The organism is Microbacterium sp. Nx66 (assembly GCF_904066215.1).
Lineage (GTDB): Bacteria > Actinomycetota > Actinomycetes > Actinomycetales > Microbacteriaceae > Microbacterium > Microbacterium meiriae.
The window spans coordinates 2197400-2215259 of record NZ_LR880474.1; the positions used below are offsets into that span (position 1 = coordinate 2197400).

Here is a 17860-nt window from a genome sequence, read left to right on the forward strand (position 1 = left end):
CGCTGTCATCGAGGGGCTTGAGGAGACCTCGCCGAGCAGCTAGGTTCCCGGAGCGTCGGGAGAGGGCGGGTTCAGTTGCGCCCGGCCATCACGCCGCCGTCCGCGTCCCAGACCGCTCCGGTCACCCAGCCGGCCCGGTCGGACAGCAGGAACGCGGCGACCTCGGCGATGTCCTCCGGGGTCCCCACGCGGCCCAGCGGGTGGAAGGCGTCGAAGCTCGACACCACCTCGTCGACCTCGTCCTTCGGGATGAAGCCTTCGTAAATGGGGGTGCGCACGACCGCCGGGGCGATCGCGTTCACGCGGATGCCGTGCGACGCCAGCTCCATCCCCAGGTGCTGTGTGAGCGAGTGCAGGCCGGCCTTGGCCATCGAGTACGCCGACGACGGCGTCGCGGAGATGGCCTGGTGCGCCCACATGGAACCGAGGTTGACGACGGCTCCGCCGCGGCCCTGCGCGACCATGCCGGAGACCACCGTCTGGGTGACGAAGAAGGTCGCCCGGTTGAGGTCCAGATATGCGTCGTAGTCGGCTTCGGTGTGCTCGAGGAACGGCTTCGGCGCGAAGACGCCCGCCGCGTTGACGAGGAGATCGGCGTCGGCGTGCTCCGCGGCGAGGCGGGCGCGGAGCGCCGCCACACTCGCGGGGTCCGTCAGGTCCGCCTGCACAGTGATGGCGTCGATGCCGTGGCTGACGAGAGACGCCCGCGCCGCCTCCAGCTTCTCCCCGCGCCGGCCGACGAGGACGACGGTCGCGCCCTCCCGTCCGATCCGCTCGGCGATGGCGAGACCCATCCCGCTCGTGCCCCCGATCACGATCGCGGTGCGTCCGGTGAATTCCCTGTCGAGCTCGGCCATTGTGCGGCTCCTCCTCTCCGTCATGGACGGCGAGAGCCGTCTCGTCTCCACGCTACGAAGCGAGAGCCCGCCGCAGTAGACGAGCGCGCATGATGGAGTGATAACGACTGCTTATGACCGGACGGCGGCGGGATCCAGCGAGAGCGCGGCGGTGAGCTCGGCCAGGTCGTCCGCGAGCGGGGAGGAAGGATCCCAGACGGCCTCGTAGAAGATCTCCACGTCCATGCCGCGTTCACGCAGCGTGCGGTGCGGCGCGTCCGGGGACGCGAGCTTCGATCGCGGGATCACCGCCGTGCCGAGGCCGAGCTTGGCCCACTCCTCGAGCACACGGTAGGTCGCGGCCTCGCCGTCGTAGGCGCTCAGCGGAACGTCGTTCGCAGCGAAGAGATCGGTGGTGAAGGTCGTCAGCCCGCACGTGTCCGGCATCAGGATCAGGGGTGCGTCCGTCAGGTCGCTGAGCTCCACGGGGCCGTCCGGCGACGGCTCCTGGTCGACGACGACCACGGGCTCCGCGTCGACGATACGGTGCCGGAACCGCGGCATGGGGGCGACGGACGGGACGAGGATGAGGTCGAGCTCCCCGGCGGAGAGCTCGCGCCGCAGGTCGGCGACGTTCGCCTCGCGGAGGACGAGCTGCCGCGGCGCCGGAGAAGCGGGAAGTGCACACACGGCCGTGTAGGCACGAGCGACGATGGCCGGGTTCATGAGCGGGGAGACGCCGACCCGCACCCGTGCGTCGGCCGACCGGTTCCAGCGCGCGGCCTCGGCGGCCACCTGGTCCACGGCGAGGAGCGCGCGGTCGATGACCGGGAGCAGGTGCGCACCGAAGGCCGTCGGGACGACTCCGCGGGGCGAGCGCTCGAACAGGCGCTCTCCCAGACGATCCTCGAGCTTGGAGATACCGGTCGAGAGAGCGGGCTGCGTCACGCCGTAGGCACGCGCGGCGGCACCGAAGGAGTGGGTCTCCGAGACGGCCTGGGCATAGCGGAGGGCTTCGACGCTCACGCGGTCACTCATAGCCCGACGTTATCACCGCGCGACGGGCGGTCGGGCCGTTCGCGGCAACCCGCGCGCGGTCAGGCGTAGCCGAGGTCCGGCGCTCCGACCCAGAAGAGGCCCTCCTTCGCGTCCGCGGGGAGGAGGCCTTCGATCCACTCGGCGACGATGACGAGGACGGCTTCCTCCAGGCGATCCCGCGTCCACCGGCGCGGGCGCGAGGGCACCGCGGGCTCCCAGCCGTCCGCGGTCCACTCGACCCCGAACAGATGGCGCTGCTCGTCGAGACGTCGGTCCAGCGCGAAGGCGTCAGCCCCCTCGAACCGCGCCCAGACGTCGAACGGGCCCTCGCCGTCCTGGTCGACGAAGACGTCGATGAGGATCGCCTCCACACCGTTCTCCGCCTCGACGGCGGCTCGGTGCAGGTCCCCCAGGGCGGCGGCGACGCGCTCGCTCTCCGTGTCGAGCACGGTGCGCAGGGCACGGGCGTACGATTCCGCATCATCCCCGCGCGCTCCGGGCTCAGCGCTCATCGCTCCGGCTCCGTCTCGGTGTCGAGGTTCCTGCCCACGGCGATCTCGCGGATCGCCGACGCGAGCGCGTCCCTCGACCGTCCGTGCGGGAAGGGGCCGGCTGCGAAGTTAGCAAGCTGCGGCCGTCGGGGAGAGCCGGCGTCGCGGGGTCGACGTCGCCGTGCACGAGGAGGGTCCGCACCAGCGGCGCCAGCGCGGTCTCCTCCATGTCGCGATCCAGCAGCTGCACGAACGGATGACCCTCCGGGAGCGTCGCGACGGGTGTCGGGCCCGGGATCGCGCCCTTCTCGAGGAGGCGTCGCAGTACCGGCTCGTCCTCCGCGTCCAGCGTGGGGTTGGCGAAGAGGACGTTGACCGGGCTCAGGAACGACAGGGAGGAGGACGCGTCGAGGCGCTGGTCCAAGAGCCAGAGCGCGAGTTCGCGGCGGCGGTCGGCATGCGGGTTGCTGAGCGCGGCGTCGAGGAGGAACCGGTATCCCGGAGCATCGACGACGACGTCGAGGAGATCGTTGAGCGTGCCCGTGAGTGCGAGATCGGGGAACACCCCGAGGCCCGCGTAGACCTGCTCGATCTCCTCCCGCTCGGGCACCCGATCGAAGACGAAGCTCGCGTACGGCGCATCCAGCAGGGTCGGCGGCCCCATGCGGTCCCCCATCCGCAGCGCCCACTGGAGCTGCGGCACCCCCAGGGCTTCGGCGTAAATGGTCTCCAGGGGGTTCGTCGTGTCCACGTCGTCCGGGTCGAGGGCAGAGCGCACCCGTCGCAGCATCCCTTCCGAGGCGCGCCAGTCGACGTCATCTCGCCAGAACACGGCGTGCACGGCGGGCAGGGTCGTCGCGCCGGGGAGGAGGCCGCCGGTCTCAGCGGGGCCAGGGGCCGAAGCCTCGCGATGCACGACTGGGAAGAACCCTCCCTGGTCTCGGTCCACCACGAGCGACAGCAGGTCGTCGGGCACCCCGCCGAACAGGGCAAGCTGTTCCTCGAAGGTGGGCTCGGGTCGCGCGGCGGCGTCGGGACCCGTCGGATGCGACAGGAGGAGGCCGCGCCCGTCGTGGGTGAAGTGCCACGTCCAGAAGTGGTCGCCGGTGCGGAAGCCGCCGCGCATCGCATCGGGGACGAGGGATGCGCCCGCGAGCGGCGGGCCGTTCCACGGCACGGGTTCGGACGCGGGGGCGCCACCCACGAGGGCGGAGACGTCGGAGATGATCCGGGAGCGGATGCGGAGCTCCCAGGGACTGCTCCCCCGCGCGAGGTCGAGCACGGCGTCCGGTCGCGCGATGACGATGATGACTTCGGGGTCGTCGCCGTACGAGGGGTCGGGTGTCCCGGCGACGACAGCCACCGCGTGGCCGTTCACCCACCAGAGCGGCGCGGTGAGCAGTCCGGTGGCGCGCATGACACGGGTGAGCGGGCTGCGGCGATCGATTCCGGTCTTCTCGTTGCGGGCGTGGATCTCCCCCGCCGCTCCCCACCGTTCGCCCATGATGCGGATGAGGTCGTCTGCCCAGGCCTGGAGTGCATCGACCGTCCAGCGCTCCCCCGAGGCGAGCACGACGCGGAGCGCCCGACCGTGGTCGTCGCGGAGCCCGCGTCCGCCGATCTCGAACGTCCGATCCGCCCAGTCGGCGTCCTCCGGCGAGCGCTCCCACCACGCTCTGGTGACGCGCTCGATGTCCGCCACGAGGTCGTGATGGTCGCCGCTCGTCGGTACCGCGTAGCCGAGGCGGTCCGTGTCGGACGGGCGGTCCTGCTCCGGGTACGGGCACGCGGCGAAGACCTGCTCGAACCAGGCGCGCCGCTCGTCGCCCTCCCGGGACATCTCGTCGAGGGTGAGCGCGCCTCCGAGGCGATACGGCTGCCGCACCGCGGCGCCGAAACCGAAGTCGTCCATGCCGAAGTCGTTGCGGCGGCCGATCTCCATGAGCGAGGGCGAGACGCACCAGTGCGCTCCGTCGAACCACACCGCGCCGGTGATGACCGGCACAGGTTCGTCGCCGAGCATGCGGAACTCCAGGTCGTGCTCCGCGACCGCGCCGCGGGCGTCCTCGCCACGGGCGGCGATGAGGGCACGGAGGTCGTCCGGCACCCTGTCGAGCATGCGCGCGGCCAGAATCAGCCACGCCTCCGCCAGATCCGCTTCCCGTTCGGAGGAGTCCACGACGTCCGCCGCCTCGCCACCGTGCTGCTGCGCCACCTCGGCGAGGAACTGCGCCGGCGCTTCGTCCGCGAACGTCGACGTCGGGTCCTGGATGAGGACGAGGATGCGGCCGTCGTCCGTGAACGTCCAGACCGTCGTCACCCCGCTGCGAGACTGCAGGCTGAAGCGGGACGCCGGGGTGTCGACGTCGCGCAGCCGCACCTCCCCGGCGCCGAACAGTGTGCTCAGCAGCCAGGCGCGGCGCCGCAGCTCGAGCGGATGCTCGCCGTTCATGAGGAGGTCGTTGTGCATGTCCTCCTCGGGCAGGAGCGCGCTGAGGCTGCCGACGGCGTACTCCCGCGGCAGCACGACCATCGCCTGGCGCAGCATGCTCTGCCGCGGTTCGGCGTCCCAGTTCGTGACCAGCACGCAGTACAGATCGCCGCGGTCCCACATCTCCGCCTCCGGGATGCCGACCGAGACGAGGACGACGTCGAGGATGCCCTCCGGATCCTGGTTCTCCCCCACGAGCGACGGCTTGCGCACCATCGGCGCGCCCCACGCTTCGTGCAGCGTCCGGCGCACGCCCTCCGTCCACTCCTCCGCGTAGGCGGCGAATCCGCCCTCAGGGACCACGAGGTCCGCGGGCGGGTTCGGCTGCAGCGACTCGTCGGCGTCGGGGTCGTAGCCGCCGAGCGGGAGCAGCCAGACCCCCTGCGACTCCTCGACCTCCACCCCCTCGAACGTGAAGGCCTCCCGCGTCTCTCCCGCGAGCAGGTGGGCGACAAGCCGGTCGAGGAACCCGGGGACCTCTTCCCTGCCGAACGGCGGTGTGTAGTACGGGAGGTCCTCCTCCGTCTCGTCGCTCGTGTCCGCGTCGTCCCTGCCGGTGTCGTCGACCATGCCCCACCCCGTCGTCATCGAAACAGCCTTGGGACGAGCATACGGACGCGTGGCGTCAGGCGTCCTCGGAGTCGATGAGCTCGAGGAGCTTCCGCAGCTCGTCCCTGATCTCCGTGTGGTCGTACTGCCCGGCGCGGCTCTCACCCGAGATCACGCCGGAGCGACGGACCTTCTGGAAGTCGCCGAAGGGAAAGCTGTACGCCTTCTTCGTCTCGGGGTTCTCGCTCTTGTCGATGCCGAGGTGCCAGTGGGAGAACTCCGTCCATCCGTGCTCGTCGATGAAGCGGTTCTCGTCCTCTGCGCTCGGCGCTGCCTCGGACCAGTCGTCGCGTTCATCCCGCACGACCTTGCCGTCGCGGACGAGGGAACGCGCGAGCTTCAGCGCCGGTCGGTTCAGTTCGATAGCCATGGGGGAACGCTAGGACGCGGAGTGACGGTGCTGTACCCCCTTGACGGGGGATGCAGGAGGCCCGGAGACTCGTGCGGGTCTCCGGGCCTTCTCGGTCGGGCTGCTGGCACTACGTGATCTGGCGCGGGTGGCCGAAGAGAGCACCCGCGGAGACCCCCGGTCTCAGCCGCCGATCTGCGTGCGCACCGTCCGTCCTGCGAGCACGGCGTACAGGCCGATCGAGACCAGGAGTCCGATCGGCACCGAGAGGTCGAGCCCGCCCAGCGCCGCGCCGAGCGGGCCGGTCCACACCGTCGTCGACAGGAACATCGCGGTGGCGAAGCCACCGGCGACCACGGAGACGAGACCCGGGATGCCGAAGCCGCGGGTATACCAGAACCTACCGCCGGAACGTTCGTCGAACAGGTCGGTCCCGGAGTAGCGGTTGCGGCGCAGGACGATGTCGGCGACGTAGACGCCCATCGTGGGCACGGAGATGATCAGCAGGAACTGCAGCATCAGGTTGACGGCGCTGATCAGGTCGGATGCGACGACGAGCACGATCGTGAACGCGCAGCCGAGCGCACCGATGAGGATCGCGGAGGGGATGCGGCGGATCGGCACGCCGATCGACTGCAGTGCCATGCTGGCCGTGTAGGTCGTCATGCCGTTGAGCGAGATGCAGTTCACCAGGACGCCGAGCACGAACAGCGGGGCGAGCCAGACCGGCAGCTTCTCGAGCAGGGAGTACTCGATGCCGTTCGCGAGACTGTCCGGCCCGATGGAACCGCCCAGCACGACGCCGAAGGCGGTGATGAGCACCGCGGGGAAGAGCTGTCCCAGCGCGGTCGCGCCGATGATGCCGGACGCTGTGGTGTCGCGTGGCAGATAACGGGCCATGTCGGCGCTGTTGCTGAACGACAGCGGCGACGATGCCATCAGCGCGAACGCGATCGTGACGCTCACCCACAGCGGCAGCCCGCTGAGCGGCTCGGGCTGCGCGAACCCCCAATCCAGCGCGGGGGCGATGAAGCCGATGACGAGTGCGAAGATCACGAACAGCCCGATCGAGATCGCCAGGTAGGCCTTCAGGATGAGGGCGTGACCGTACACGGCGACGATCACGGTGATCGTCGAGACCACGACCGCCACCAGGATCGATGCCGCGATCGGATCGGGGAAGCCCCACCGCACGAGCAGTTCGCCGCCGATGAACGACGCCGCCACCCAGTTCAGCGCGAGGAAGACCCCCGAGATGAACCAGCCGTAGAACGCGATGACGATCTTGTTGCCGTGGATGCCGTAGATCGCACGCTGGACCACTGAGCCGGACGTGCCGGCTGCCGGTCCGGAGATGGCGACGATGCCCGGCAGCAGAGCGAGCACGCTCGACGCCAGAATCACGAGCAGCGCCTGCCAGATCTCCAGGCCGAGCACGAGCGTCATCGACGCGCCGACCGTGATGTTCAGCACGCTGACGCCCGGTGCGCTCCAGACGAAGAACAGATCGCGCGCTCTCCCGTGCCGTTGGGCGTCGTCGATGAGTTCGATGCCTCGGGTCTCGGGGGTGTTCGCGGAGTCGATGAACTCGGACTCGGATCCGGGCGCGACGGCACCAGGAGCGGGGATGGCGGATGTGTCGGACATGACGGTCCTTCCAGGACGGGCACCCACCTGCGTCAGTGCAGGGGGCGTTCGGGATTCAGGAGCGGAAGCTCATGGGCGCCGGTAGGCGACCTCGCCGTGCACGAGGGTGAGCAGCACGGCGCCGGTGAGCAGGTCGTCGGTCGGCGCGGACAGCGGGTCGATGTCCAGCACGGCGACGTTCGCGAAGAAACCGGGCGCGATCCGGCCGTAGGCGTCGTCGATCGCGCCGACGTAGGCCGCGCCGGACGTCGCCGCCGCGACTGCCTGCGCGGCGGTGAACGCGCGCTCGGGGTGGTACGGCGGCAGCGTGCGGTCGATCGAGGATCGCCCGGACATCGCGATGAACAGGTTGTGCAGCGCCTCGTGGGGTGCGGTGGGGGCGTCGGTGCCCAGCGCGACGGGAACGTCGACGTCGCGGAACCAGTTCCACGGGAAGCCGTCGTGAGCGCGCTGATCACCGAGCATCGCCATCCAGTTGTCCAGGATGGCGGGGTCGCAGTGCACCGGCTGCATGGAGGCGGCGATGCCGTGCGCGCGCATCCGTGCGACCGTCTCGGGCGCGACCGACTCCAGATGCTCGATGCGCGGCCGGCGGCCGGTGCCGGTGCCGTTCTCGCGCTCACAGGCCTCGACGAGGTCGACGGCGAGTGCGCTCGCCGCGTCTCCGATCGCGTGCATCGCGAGCTGCAGGCCGGCGCGGTCGGCGGCGATCGCGACCGGCGTCGCAGCCTCGCGGCTCCAGATCGGGTCGGCGTTCGAGCCGTCGGCATACGGACGCACCATCGCGGCGGTGCACGCGTCGATCACGCCGTCGAGGATGAACTTCACCCCGACGACCTTCAGCCACGGCGTGCCCGTGGCTGCGAGTTCGTCGCGCAGCTGCACCGCACGCTCGACCTGCGCGAGATCGGCGGCCGGGTCGCCGGTGGAGCTCAGCCACCAGTGCGCGGTGACCGGGAACGGCAGCCGACCGTCGCGGTCGAGCCGACGCCGCAGCGCCGCGATCGACTGCTCTGTCATCCCCATGTCGGCGGCGCCGGTCACGCCGGCCGCCAGGTACGCGCTGAAGGCGAGGTCGAGGTGGCGGTCGACCTCCTCCTCGGTCCGGATGCCGTCGAGATACTCCGCCAGCAGATCCATGGCCGCGGTCTCGAGCAGGAACCCGGTCGCCTCTCCGTCCTCGTCCCGCACGACCTGGCCGCCGGTCGGGTCGACGGTATCGCGGTCGATGCCTGCTGCGCGCAGCGCGGCTGTGTTCACCCAGGTGCTGTGCAGGTCGTTCGCATCGAGGAAGACCGGGATGTCGTCGATCACTTCGTCGATCATCGCCGCGGTCGGCTGGGTGACGCCATCAGGCAGCGCGTCGAACAGCCAGCTGACACCCTCGATGATCGTCGCGTCCGGGTTAATCGCCCGTGCCTCGAGCAGCCGCTGCTGGATCTGTGCCACCGAGGTGCAGTCGCGGAGTTGCACCTTGCCCTGCGCGTGGCCGAACATCGCCAGGTGCGCGTGCGCCTCGATGACACCGGGCATCACGAAGGCCCCGTCAAGGTCCACGACCGCGGCACCCTCTCCTGCCGCGGAGCGGACCTCCGTCTCCGTGCCGACAGCGAGGATGCGATCGCCGCGCACGGCGAACGCGGACTGCACCGGAGCATCCGCGAGCCCGTCGAAGACGATGGCGTTGCGATAGACGGTGGCGGTGTCGGTCATGGTGGTCCCTTCGATCGGGTCAGAGCGCGAGCGTCAGATGCGGGCGGGTGGCGGTTTCAGCCGGAGTGCCGTCGAGCACGTCGGCCCGACGACCGACGGGGTCGAGCACGACAGTGGCCAGGCTGGCCCACCGCTGTCCCATCGGAAGCGCGAGGTCGGGTAGGCAGGTCACCGGAGGCTCGCCGTCGCCGGTCACGAGCATCGCGCGCAGCTGCTCGGCATCCGTCAGTGCGCCGGCCGACAGCAGTCGGCCCCGCAGGAAGTCCCAGCGCTGACCGGAGTCGGGCTGGTACAGCCAGGTCTTCTCGTGCGCCGCTGGTTCTTCGGTGAGGAAGTGATTCGTGCGCAGCCAGGTGCCCTCGGTGATCGCGGGCGCGGAGAACACGCCTTCGGGGCTGATGTCGAGCAGCACGGCGTCGCCCGCGGCGTCGAAGAGCGCGAACGAGCCGGAGCTCGTGACCGGCGCCTCGCGCACCAGTTCGACGGCGTGCGCGACACTGGAGGCCTCCTCGAGCACGAGAGCGGCGAGCACATGCATCGGGATGCCCTCGGGCCGGTCGGACCGATGCCCCAGGATGTTGAAGTGCAGCGCGACGCCGGCGCTGTTCACGCCGATCTTGCCGAGGATGCCGCATTCGGTGAGCCCGGCATAGTCGTGGACACCGCCGCGAGAGATGATCGTGTGCCAGTACGGCGCGATCTCCATGTGCCAGTCCCACGTCTGCACGCCGAGGGTGCGCGCGCGGCCGTCCGCATCGCGGATCGAGCGCACGATGGTCGAGCACTCTCCTGGCGGTACGGCGACGCTGCGGGACAGGATCTCCGTGCGGCCGTTCAATGCTGCGACGCGCCAGATCTCGACGTCCGCACCGGCGGCGATGCCCTCGATCTGCGCGCGCAGCGCCGGACGGTGGGCGTCGACCGCGTCGAGCAGCCGCTCGGCGTCGTCGCGCACGGTCTTCTCGTCGACGGCGCCGAGGCGGAAGAGCCGATCATACGCGGCGATCGTGCCGGGCAGAGTCGCGCGCAGCTGCATGCCTCGCTCGGCGCCGCGCCGGAGCGGATCCGCGGCATCGGCCGTGATCTGCAGGCGCCGCTCCGGGCGCGGGAAGGGCGACGTCACGAGAGTTCCTCTCCGGGAAGAGCGGGAGTGCGCGGCGGCGCGGTGCGGCGATCGCCGGTCGCCTCGAACGCGGCGGCGAGGCGCAGCAGGGCGGTGTCGTCCCAGCTGCGGCCCGCGATGGTCAGACCCACCGGCATCCCGATGTCTGCCATCGTGCCCATCGGCACCGTGACGGTCGGGATGCCGAGATGACGGATCGCGAGATTGCCGTTCGCGACCCACACGCCGTTGCGCCACCCCGCGTCGGCGGATGCCGGGTTCACGTCCATGTCGGCGGGGCCGACATCGGCGACGGCGGGGAAGATCACGGCGTCGAGGCCGAGCGCGTCCATCCACTCCTCGAGGTCGACGCGGCGGGTCTCCTCGAGCCCGCGCACACCCTCCTCGAGATGCGGGATGTCGGTGAATGAGGCGTACGGGCGCTCGCGGACGAGGGCCGGATACCCGGCGATCTCGTCATCGAAGCCGGTGTAGCGATCCGGGAGGGCACCTCCCGGATGCGGGAAGATGCGCGCGCCATCGACGAGTTCGAGCCGATCGAGCGCGGGGTCGCCGTTCGCGCGCAGGAAGTCGTCCCACGCCCAGGCGGAGAGATCCTCGATCTCGGAGCGCAGGAACCGCTCGGACACCAGTCCCCTGGTGCTCAGGGTCGGCGCCCCGGCGCGGTCGCCCTCGTAGTTGGTGACGACCGGGAAGTCGACGTCGACCACGTGGGCGCCGGCGTCTTCGAGGTCTCGGCGCGCCTGCTCCCAGAGGTCGATGACGGACGCCCGGGTCACGATGCCCTGCCCGGTCGCGCCTCCGATGGTGGTGCCGGTGCCGGCATCCGGATCGGCATTGACGTACATGCGCGGCACACCGAAGCGGCGGCCGGCGAGAACGGAACGAGGGTCGGCCGCGGCGAGGTCTCGGTACGACGACGGACGCACCTCGGATGCGGCAGGAATACGCACCCACGGCTGGGCGCGCCAGAAGTCGCCGCGGACGTCGGCGTCGTCGGCGACGATCACGTCGAGCACCTCGAAGAGATCGGCCATCATACGGGTGTGCGGCACCACGACGTCCATCGTGGGCACCAGCGGCCAGTTGCCGCGCACCGAGATGACGCCGCGGCTGGGCGTGTATGCGCAGAGGGCGTTGTTCGACGCCGGTGCCCGACCGCTCGACCAGGTCTCCTCGCCGAGTCCGAAGGCAGCGAAGCTCGCGGCGGTCGCGGTGCCCGATCCGTTCGAGGAGCCGGATCCGAATGCGCTGGTCAGCCAGTCGGCGCTGTACGGACTCTCCGCCCGTCCGTACACACCGCGCTGCATCCCGCCGTTGGCCATCGGCGGCATATTGGTCAGGCCGAGGCAGATCGCCCCGCCGGCCCTGAGCCGTTCGATCGTGAACGCGTCCCGCTGCGCGACCAGATCCGCGAACGCCGGGGAACCACATGCCGCGGTGAGCCCTGCGACGAGGTAGCTGTCTTTGGCCGTGTACGGGATGCCGTCCAGCGGGCCGAGCGAGTGCCGGGCCGCTCTGCGGGCATCAGACGCCGCGGCCTCAGCGAGGGCGTCGGGGTTGCGGACGACGACCGCGTTGAGGGCGGTCTCGGTGCCGGGTGCGTCGTACGCGTCGAGGCGCGCGAGATAGGCCTGCACCAGCGCGACGCTGGTAGCCGCACCGGTCTCGAGCGCTCGCCGCAGGTCCGCGATGGATGCTTCGACCACGTCGATCATGCGGGAACCTCGCTCGTGGCCGGCTGCTGCTGAGTGATGCAGTGGATGCCGCCGCCGCGCGCGAAGATCGGGCGCGCGTCGACGGTCACGATCCGTCGCCCGGGGTACGCGGCTCCGAGGATGTCCCGCGCACGGGCATCGGCGGCGTCCTCGCCGAACCCGCAGGCGATCACGGCGTCGTTCACCACGAGGTGGTTGATGTAGCTCCAGTCCACGTAGCCCTCGTCGTCGCGGAGGGTCTCGGGGGCCGGGACGTCGATGATCTCGAGCGGGCGACCCGCGGCATCCGTCTGGTCCTGCAGGAACGCCTTCAGCTCCCGCGTGACGACGTGGTCGGGGTGTCCCGCGTCGTCCTGACGGTGCAGCAGCACCCGGCCCGGAGCGGCGAATGCGGCAACGATGTCGACGTGTCCGTTGGTGCCGAACTCGTCGTAGTCGCGCGTGAGGCCTCGCGGCAGCCAGATGGCTGTGGTCGCGCCGATCGTGCGTCCGAGTTCGGCTTCGACGCGGCCTCTGTCGGCGTAGGGGTTGCGGTTCGGGTCGAGCTGCACGGTCTCGGTGAGCAGCACCGTGCCCTCGCCGTCGACGTGGATACCGCCGCCCTCGTTCACGAGCACCGAACTGATGTGCTCGGCTCCGACGTGTGCGGCGACGATGCGTGCGACGCCGGCCGACACCTGCCACTCGGCCCACGCGGGCGCACCCCAGCCGTTGAAGATCCAGTCGACTGCGCCGAGGACGCCTGGCCGATCGTCGTCGAGGACGAAGGTCGGGCCGAAGTCGCGCATCCAGAACTCGTCCAGCGGCGACTCGACGATCTCGACGGCCGAGCCGAGCATGTCCCGCGCCCGCGCCATCTCGGTCGGGTCCACGACCATCGTGACCGGTTCGAACTCGGCGATCGCCAGCGCGACGTCGGTCCACGCGCGGTACGCCGTGTCGCGCCAGGCAGCACCGTCGCCCAGGGTGACGCCCACGCGCGGAAACGCCATCCAGGTGCGTTCGTGCCGTTCGCCCTCGTGCGGCATCCGCCAGCCCATGTCATCTCCTTTGCCGACAACGGCTTGTTGGTCACATGACCAATACAGGAATGTTCCTACACTGGAGGCACCATGTCAACACCCGATACGCATCCTCGGACCAGGAAGACGCCGGAGCAGCGCGCCGGCGAGATCAACGACGCCGCGATGGCGATAGCCAGGGAGAAGGGACTGTCCGCGCTGACGCTGCGGGCGGTCGCCAGCATGGCAGGGGTGGCGCCGGGGCTCGTCTCGCACTACGCATCCAGCATGGACGAGTTGGTCGCGCGCACCTTCCGCGAGCTGACGGCCTCCGAACTGGACGACGTCCGCACCCAGGCCGAGACCGAGAGCGAGCCGGCGGCACGGATGGCGCGGATGATCTCCACGGTACTCAGCATCGATCATGACGACATCACGCTCGTGTGGGTGGATGCCTGGTCCCTCGGCCGCGGCAGCACGGCGCTGTCGGTGGCCATCGACGAACAGATGGGCGCCTGGCAGTCGTTCATCGCGCAGCTCATCGAGGAGGGCCGGCGCTCCGGCGTGTTCCGCACCGACGACACCGATGCCGTGGCCTGGCAGATCCTCGCCATGATCGACGGCATCGCAGCGCATGCGCTGACCCGCCGTACCGACGCCGCGCTGTTCGCCGCTCGGTTGGCACAGGCCTGCGAGACGCTGGTCGGCGCGGCCCCGGGGACGATCGCGGAGCTCCTTCCCACGCGCTGACGGCCGCGGAGGGCCACATAAGGCGTGCCCTCTTCGTGCCCTCGGCGATCCCGGGAAGGCAGAAGGGCCGGAACCTCTTGCGAGATCCCGGCCCCCCAAATGGTCGGGCTGACAGGATTTGAACCTGCGACCCCTTGACCCCCAGTCAAGTGCGCTACCAAGCTGCGCCACAGCCCGTTGTTCTGCACTCTCGCGCAGGCAACTCCCCTATCTTAGCCGCACCCGCGGCCCTCTCGCGAACCGAGGCGTTGCGGGGTGTCGGAAGCTGCTTGTACCGTCGCCTGCATGTCGACGATCACGACCGCGCTGGCGACGACCGCCCACTGGGATGACGTGCAGCACGCGCTCACCGGCGGCGGTGACGGGGCGAGCTGCCAGTGCATCTGGCCGGTGCTGCCGAACAAGGACTGGAATCAGACCACCACGCCTCAGCGCACCGAGATGTTCCGCGCCGAGATCGACGAGGGTCCCCCTCCGGGACTGGTCGCGTACGTCGACGGCGAGGCCGCGGGCTGGATCCGGATCGGACCGCGCACCCCTCAGGCCCGGATCCCCCGCACCCGCATGATCGCCGCGTCGAGCACCGAGCCGTTCGACGACGAATCCGTGTGGGCGGTCACCTGCTTCGTCGTCCGCAGGGAGCATCGGGGCACCGGGCTCAACGCGGAGCTGCTCGACGCCGCGATCGCGTTCGCCCGGGAGTCGGGCGCCCGCCTCATCGAGGGGTATCCCGTCGACACCCATGGCGAGAAGCAGCGGGCGAACGATCTGTACCACGGCACACTCGGGACGTTCCTCCGCGCCGGCTTCACGGAGAAGGCGGTGATGAAGCCGGGGCGCGTGCTCGTCGCCCTGGAAATCACACCGAACCAGGGCGATAGCGTGAAGGCATGAGCGCCGCGAACTCCTCTCTCGATGATCCCGACCTCGGACCGCTCCACCGGGCGACCTCCGAACTCGACGACGGTTCCGTCCTCACCCACAACTGGTTCGTCGGCAGCGTCGAAGTCGACGGCCGCACCTACGAGCTGATGCTCGAGGGCGCATCGCCAGGCGATGTCGCTCCACTGCTCCCGCGGCTGCGCACGGTCGTCGCCGCCCTCCCGGACCTCCGCCGCGTCGCCTCGGACGCCGTGGTCACGACGTTCAGCACCGGCGATCCGGACCCCACCGAGCTCGACGAGGCAGCGGCCGACCTGGACCTCGAAACCATCGAGGCTTCCGGCGACGGCACCGTCGTCCTCCACTTCACGGACTCCTGCGGCGAGCACTTCCCGGAGGGCTACTGGCCCGCCGTGCACCTCGATGCCGAGGGTGCTGTGGCCACGGTCACCGTCGAGTCCTGAGTCGGGCCGGTCCGATCGACCGCCTTCGAGACGACATGCCCCTCCGGTCATACGATGGAGGGATGCAGCGCCGCACCCTCCCTCCCGCGATCGTGTGGGCGTTCGTCCCGTACGCCGTGGTCTCCGCCCTGCACGTCGTGCTTCTCGCAATGGACCACGATCTCGCGGCTCCGACGAAGCTGCTGCTCATGCCGCTGCTCGCGGTGCCGGTCCTGGTGGCGGCGCGACGGATCCACCCGCCCGTGACGGTGGCCCTCCTCCTCGTCGCCCTGCTGTTCTCCTGGCTGGGTGACGGCGCGGGTGCGCTGTTCCCCGCGGCACCCGAGCTTCCGCTCATGCTGGGCTTCTTCGGCCTCGCGCACATCGCCTACATCGTCCTCTTCGCCCGCCACCTGGCGCGCCGCCGCCTGCCGTGGTGGACAGCGATCTATGCCCTCTGGTGGCTCGCGATGATCCTCCTTCTCGGCCCGCACACGGGCCCGCTCCTCATCGGGGTCGCGCTGTACGGCCTGCTCCTCGCGGGCACCGCCGCGTTCGCCGCACGATGCCATCCGCTCGTCGTGACGGGCGGCGCGTTCTTCCTGGCGAGCGACACGATCCTCGCTTTCCGACTCTTCCTCCCCGACGCCCTCCCGGCCTGGAGCAGCCCCGCCGTGATGCTGACATACACGCTCGGCCAGGGGCTGATCGTCGCGGGCGCGCTCGTCTCCCTGCAGCGGAGGGCCGCCTGATGGTCGACAGCGCGCGGGTGGACAGTTGGCTCTGGGCGGTGCGCGTCTACAAGACCCGGTCAGCGGCGACCACCGCATGCCGCGCGGGGCATGTGCGCGTCAACGGCGACAAGGCGAAGGCCGCGCAGGCAGTTCGCGTGGGCGACGAGCTCCGCATCCGCATCGCGGGCTTCGATCGAATCCTGATCGTGCGCCAGATCCTCGTCAAGCGTGTGGGCGCGCCGCTGGCCGCCCTCGCGTACGAAGACCGAACGCCGGAACGCGAGCCGCAGGCAGCCCTCGGCGTCCGGGACCGCGGCGCCGGACGACCTACGAAGCGGGAACGTCGAGACATCGATCGCCTTCGCGGACGAGGCGATATACAACAGGACTGAACCCTTCCTTGATTCGAACATACGTTCTAAAATGGAAGTATGACGAACCTCACGACCGCACCCCTCGACCTGGAGGAGCGGCGACGCGTGCGAGACGCCTGGGCGGAGACCCGCCGGCGCATCGCGGCGCTGGAGGCAGAGGCCGCGGAGCTGTTGGTCGCGCAGATCGCTTTCCACGACGAGGACGTCGCCTCAGCCTCGCACCACCGTGACGCCATCCACCGCTCGATGGTCGCCGAGTTCGCCGCGGCGGGGCGCGTTTCCACCGGCACCATGGAGTTCGCGTTCGCCGACGCTCTTGCGCTGAGCACGGCGCTCCCCCGCGTGCGGCAGGCCTTCCACGAGGGAACTTTGAGCTCCGCACACGTCCGGGAGGTCGCACGGGCGAGCGCCATCGTGGACGAGGCCATCCGCAACCGCGTCGTCGCGCCGGAGACGATGGCGCTGTTCGAGACGGCGGTGCTCGTCGTCGCCGAAGCCGAGACCGCGGCGCGCACGCGGGTGCATGCCCGCCGCGTCGCCTCCGCTCTCGTCGGCGAGACCATCACGGAGCGACACCGCCGAGCGGCGGACGAGCGCTGCGTCACAGTGCGAACGGTCGACGACGGCCTCGCGGTCCTGACGGCGATCCTCCCGGAGTGGGCGGCGGTGGCGATCGCCGACCGGCTGAGTCAGCTCACCCGCACGGTGCTCCGGGCGCGCGCTGCGGTTCCCGCGCCTGATGCGGGGTCGGACGAAGCGACGCATCCCCTGGCTCCTGCGAACCACGAACTACTGACTGCTCACAGCGTCGAAACGGATCGCCCGTGCGATGACACCCGGGCGGGGACTACGATCCCGAGCGCCGACGGCGACACGTACGCCCTCGACCCCGAGGCGGGATCGGCCCCCTCCGACACTCGCACCTGGAGCCAGGTGCAGGCCGACCTTCTGACCGATCTCCTCCTCACCGCCGATCCGAGCGCCGTCGAGGGCGAAGGCCTCGCCGGCGTACGCGGGCGCCTGCAGGTGACCGTGGCGGCGACAACCCTCGCCGGACTCGACGACCGTCCCGGCGAACTGGACGGGCACGGTGCTCTCCACCCGGATATCGCCCGCGCTCTGGCCGGACGAGACGGCGGATGGACGCGCTTGTTCCTCGACCCACACGGGCAGGTCGTCGAAACGGACGCCTACAGCCCGACCGAGAGCATGCGCCGGTTGCTCCGCGCCCGCGATCAGCACTGCCGGTTCCCCGGATGCCGCCAGCCGGTACACCGCTGCGACATCGACCACACCCGGGATCATGCGAAGGGCGGCCCGACCCGCGTCGACAACCTCGCGCATCTCTGCCGCGGACACCATGTGCTGAAGCACCCCGATGTCCCGGAGCCTCAGCGCTGGACGGTACGTCAGCATCCCGGCGGGGTTCTCGAATGGCGAAGTCCCCTCGGCGCGGTCCACACCGATCACGCCCCGCGTCGGGTCGCGTTCGTCTGACCTTCGCGGGTCATCACGACAGCGGGTCATTCGCGAGCGGTGACGCAGGCCACGTCAAACCAAGCCGGGCCGCGCCAAGCCCTGCCACGCCAAGCCACGCCACGTCGGACCAAGCCGTGCCAGGCCCCAGCACTGCACGAGTACCTGGATCCGCGGAGCGAAGC

At 70.4% G+C, this 17860-nt stretch carries 16 protein-coding genes and 1 tRNA gene; 6 read left to right on the forward strand and 11 right to left on the reverse strand.

The features are described from left to right. Positions 1–71: 71 nt before the first annotated feature. The 10 genes from MICNX66_RS10480 to MICNX66_RS10525 all read right to left on the reverse strand — a co-directional run bounded on the left by MICNX66_RS10480 (position 72) and on the right by MICNX66_RS10525 (position 13055). On the reverse strand, positions 72–857 hold the full coding sequence (locus tag MICNX66_RS10480) for an SDR family NAD(P)-dependent oxidoreductase (protein ID WP_187661828.1): 786 nt from the start codon (positions 855–857) through the stop codon (positions 72–74). Between the two features lie 111 nt (positions 858–968). Further along, entirely contained in the window at positions 969–1874 is a 906-nt protein-coding gene (locus MICNX66_RS10485; RefSeq protein ID WP_187661829.1) for a LysR family transcriptional regulator, read from the reverse strand. 59 nt (positions 1875–1933) lie between these two features. Next, positions 1934–2386 (reverse strand): DUF6389 family protein, encoded by a 453-nt coding sequence (locus MICNX66_RS10490; protein ID WP_187661830.1) that lies wholly within the window; start codon positions 2384–2386, stop codon positions 1934–1936. Further along, entirely contained in the window at positions 2376–5444 is a 3069-nt protein-coding gene (locus MICNX66_RS10495; RefSeq protein ID WP_187661831.1) for a hypothetical protein, read from the reverse strand. Before MICNX66_RS10495 ends, MICNX66_RS10490 begins: the two co-directional genes overlap by 11 nt. 37 nt (positions 5445–5481) lie before the next feature. Then, entirely contained in the window at positions 5482–5835 is a 354-nt protein-coding gene (locus tag MICNX66_RS10500; protein ID WP_187661832.1) for a hypothetical protein, read from the reverse strand. A gap of 162 nt (positions 5836–5997) precedes the next feature. After that, positions 5998–7461, reverse strand: coding sequence for a purine-cytosine permease family protein (locus tag MICNX66_RS10505; protein WP_187661833.1), 1464 nt, complete (start codon positions 7459–7461; stop codon positions 5998–6000). Between the two features lie 69 nt (positions 7462–7530). Further along, positions 7531–9174, reverse strand: a complete 1644-nt coding sequence (locus tag MICNX66_RS10510; RefSeq protein ID WP_187661834.1) for an amidohydrolase — start codon at positions 9172–9174, stop codon at positions 7531–7533. Positions 9175–9193: 19 nt separating this feature from the next. Further along, positions 9194–10297 carry a C45 family autoproteolytic acyltransferase/hydolase gene (locus MICNX66_RS10515; RefSeq protein WP_197971839.1) on the reverse strand — a complete coding sequence of 368 codons (1104 nt, stop codon included), beginning with the start codon at positions 10295–10297 and terminating at the stop codon, positions 9194–9196. After that, positions 10294–12015, reverse strand: a complete 1722-nt coding sequence (locus tag MICNX66_RS10520; RefSeq protein WP_187661835.1) for an amidase — start codon at positions 12013–12015, stop codon at positions 10294–10296. The genes MICNX66_RS10515 and MICNX66_RS10520 overlap by 4 nt, the downstream gene beginning before the upstream one ends. Next, the gene (locus MICNX66_RS10525; protein ID WP_187661836.1) at positions 12012–13055 is read right to left on the reverse strand and encodes an agmatine deiminase family protein; all 1044 of its coding nucleotides are present in this window, start codon (positions 13053–13055) and stop codon (positions 12012–12014) included. The genes MICNX66_RS10520 and MICNX66_RS10525 overlap by 4 nt, the downstream gene beginning before the upstream one ends. A gap of 72 nt (positions 13056–13127) precedes the next feature. Between MICNX66_RS10525 and MICNX66_RS10530 the strand changes: the two genes are divergently transcribed. Beyond that, complete coding sequence (locus tag MICNX66_RS10530) at positions 13128–13766, forward strand: TetR/AcrR family transcriptional regulator (protein WP_187661837.1); 639 nt, start codon at positions 13128–13130, stop codon at positions 13764–13766. Between the two features lie 100 nt (positions 13767–13866). Here the strand turns inward: MICNX66_RS10530 and MICNX66_RS10535 are convergent. After that, positions 13867–13943: transfer RNA gene (locus MICNX66_RS10535), tRNA-Pro, on the reverse strand. Between the two features lie 108 nt (positions 13944–14051). Between MICNX66_RS10535 and MICNX66_RS10540 the strand changes: the two genes are divergently transcribed. The 5 genes from MICNX66_RS10540 to MICNX66_RS10560 all read left to right on the forward strand — a co-directional run bounded on the left by MICNX66_RS10540 (position 14052) and on the right by MICNX66_RS10560 (position 17696). Next, complete coding sequence (locus tag MICNX66_RS10540; protein WP_187661838.1) at positions 14052–14660, forward strand: GNAT family N-acetyltransferase; 609 nt, start codon at positions 14052–14054, stop codon at positions 14658–14660. Next, a complete protein-coding gene (locus MICNX66_RS10545; protein WP_187661839.1) occupies positions 14657–15112 on the forward strand; it encodes a hypothetical protein in 456 nt (151 codons plus the stop codon). Before MICNX66_RS10540 ends, MICNX66_RS10545 begins: the two co-directional genes overlap by 4 nt. Before the next feature lie 62 nt (positions 15113–15174). Next, the gene (locus MICNX66_RS10550; protein WP_187661840.1) at positions 15175–15843 is read left to right on the forward strand and encodes a lysoplasmalogenase family protein; all 669 of its coding nucleotides are present in this window, start codon (positions 15175–15177) and stop codon (positions 15841–15843) included. Further along, positions 15843–16217: an RNA-binding S4 domain-containing protein gene (locus tag MICNX66_RS10555; RefSeq protein WP_187661841.1), complete on the forward strand. Its 375-nt coding sequence runs from the start codon at positions 15843–15845 to the stop codon at positions 16215–16217. Before MICNX66_RS10550 ends, MICNX66_RS10555 begins: the two co-directional genes overlap by 1 nt. 39 nt (positions 16218–16256) lie before the next feature. Then, entirely contained in the window at positions 16257–17696 is a 1440-nt protein-coding gene (locus tag MICNX66_RS10560) for an HNH endonuclease signature motif containing protein (RefSeq protein WP_187661842.1), read from the forward strand. Positions 17697–17860 lie beyond the last annotated feature (164 nt).

Excerpts from the sequence above, each read along its gene's own strand:
- MICNX66_RS10525 (WP_187661836.1), bottom strand. The coding sequence starts at position 13,055 with ATGGGCTGGCGGATGCCGCACGAGGGCGAACGGCACGAACGCACCTGG.
- MICNX66_RS10500 (WP_187661832.1), bottom strand. The coding sequence starts at position 5,835 with ATGGCTATCGAACTGAACCGACCGGCGCTGAAGCTCGCGCGTTCCCTC.
- MICNX66_RS10550 (WP_187661840.1), top strand. The coding sequence starts at position 15,175 with ATGCAGCGCCGCACCCTCCCTCCCGCGATCGTGTGGGCGTTCGTCCCG.
- MICNX66_RS10530 (WP_187661837.1), top strand. The coding sequence starts at position 13,128 with ATGTCAACACCCGATACGCATCCTCGGACCAGGAAGACGCCGGAGCAG.
- MICNX66_RS10480 (WP_187661828.1), bottom strand. The coding sequence starts at position 857 with ATGGCCGAGCTCGACAGGGAATTCACCGGACGCACCGCGATCGTGATC.
- MICNX66_RS10505 (WP_187661833.1), bottom strand. The coding sequence starts at position 7,461 with ATGTCCGACACATCCGCCATCCCCGCTCCTGGTGCCGTCGCGCCCGGA.
- MICNX66_RS10540 (WP_187661838.1), top strand. The coding sequence starts at position 14,052 with ATGTCGACGATCACGACCGCGCTGGCGACGACCGCCCACTGGGATGAC.
- MICNX66_RS10555 (WP_187661841.1), top strand. The coding sequence starts at position 15,843 with ATGGTCGACAGCGCGCGGGTGGACAGTTGGCTCTGGGCGGTGCGCGTC.
- MICNX66_RS10545 (WP_187661839.1), top strand. The coding sequence starts at position 14,657 with ATGAGCGCCGCGAACTCCTCTCTCGATGATCCCGACCTCGGACCGCTC.
- MICNX66_RS10510 (WP_187661834.1), bottom strand. The coding sequence starts at position 9,174 with ATGACCGACACCGCCACCGTCTATCGCAACGCCATCGTCTTCGACGGG.
- MICNX66_RS10490 (WP_187661830.1), bottom strand. The coding sequence starts at position 2,386 with ATGAGCGCTGAGCCCGGAGCGCGCGGGGATGATGCGGAATCGTACGCC.
- MICNX66_RS10485 (WP_187661829.1), bottom strand. The coding sequence starts at position 1,874 with ATGAGTGACCGCGTGAGCGTCGAAGCCCTCCGCTATGCCCAGGCCGTC.
- MICNX66_RS10520 (WP_187661835.1), bottom strand. The coding sequence starts at position 12,015 with ATGATCGACGTGGTCGAAGCATCCATCGCGGACCTGCGGCGAGCGCTC.
- MICNX66_RS10495 (WP_187661831.1), bottom strand. The coding sequence starts at position 5,444 with ATGACGACGGGGTGGGGCATGGTCGACGACACCGGCAGGGACGACGCG.
- MICNX66_RS10560 (WP_187661842.1), top strand. The coding sequence starts at position 16,257 with ATGACGAACCTCACGACCGCACCCCTCGACCTGGAGGAGCGGCGACGC.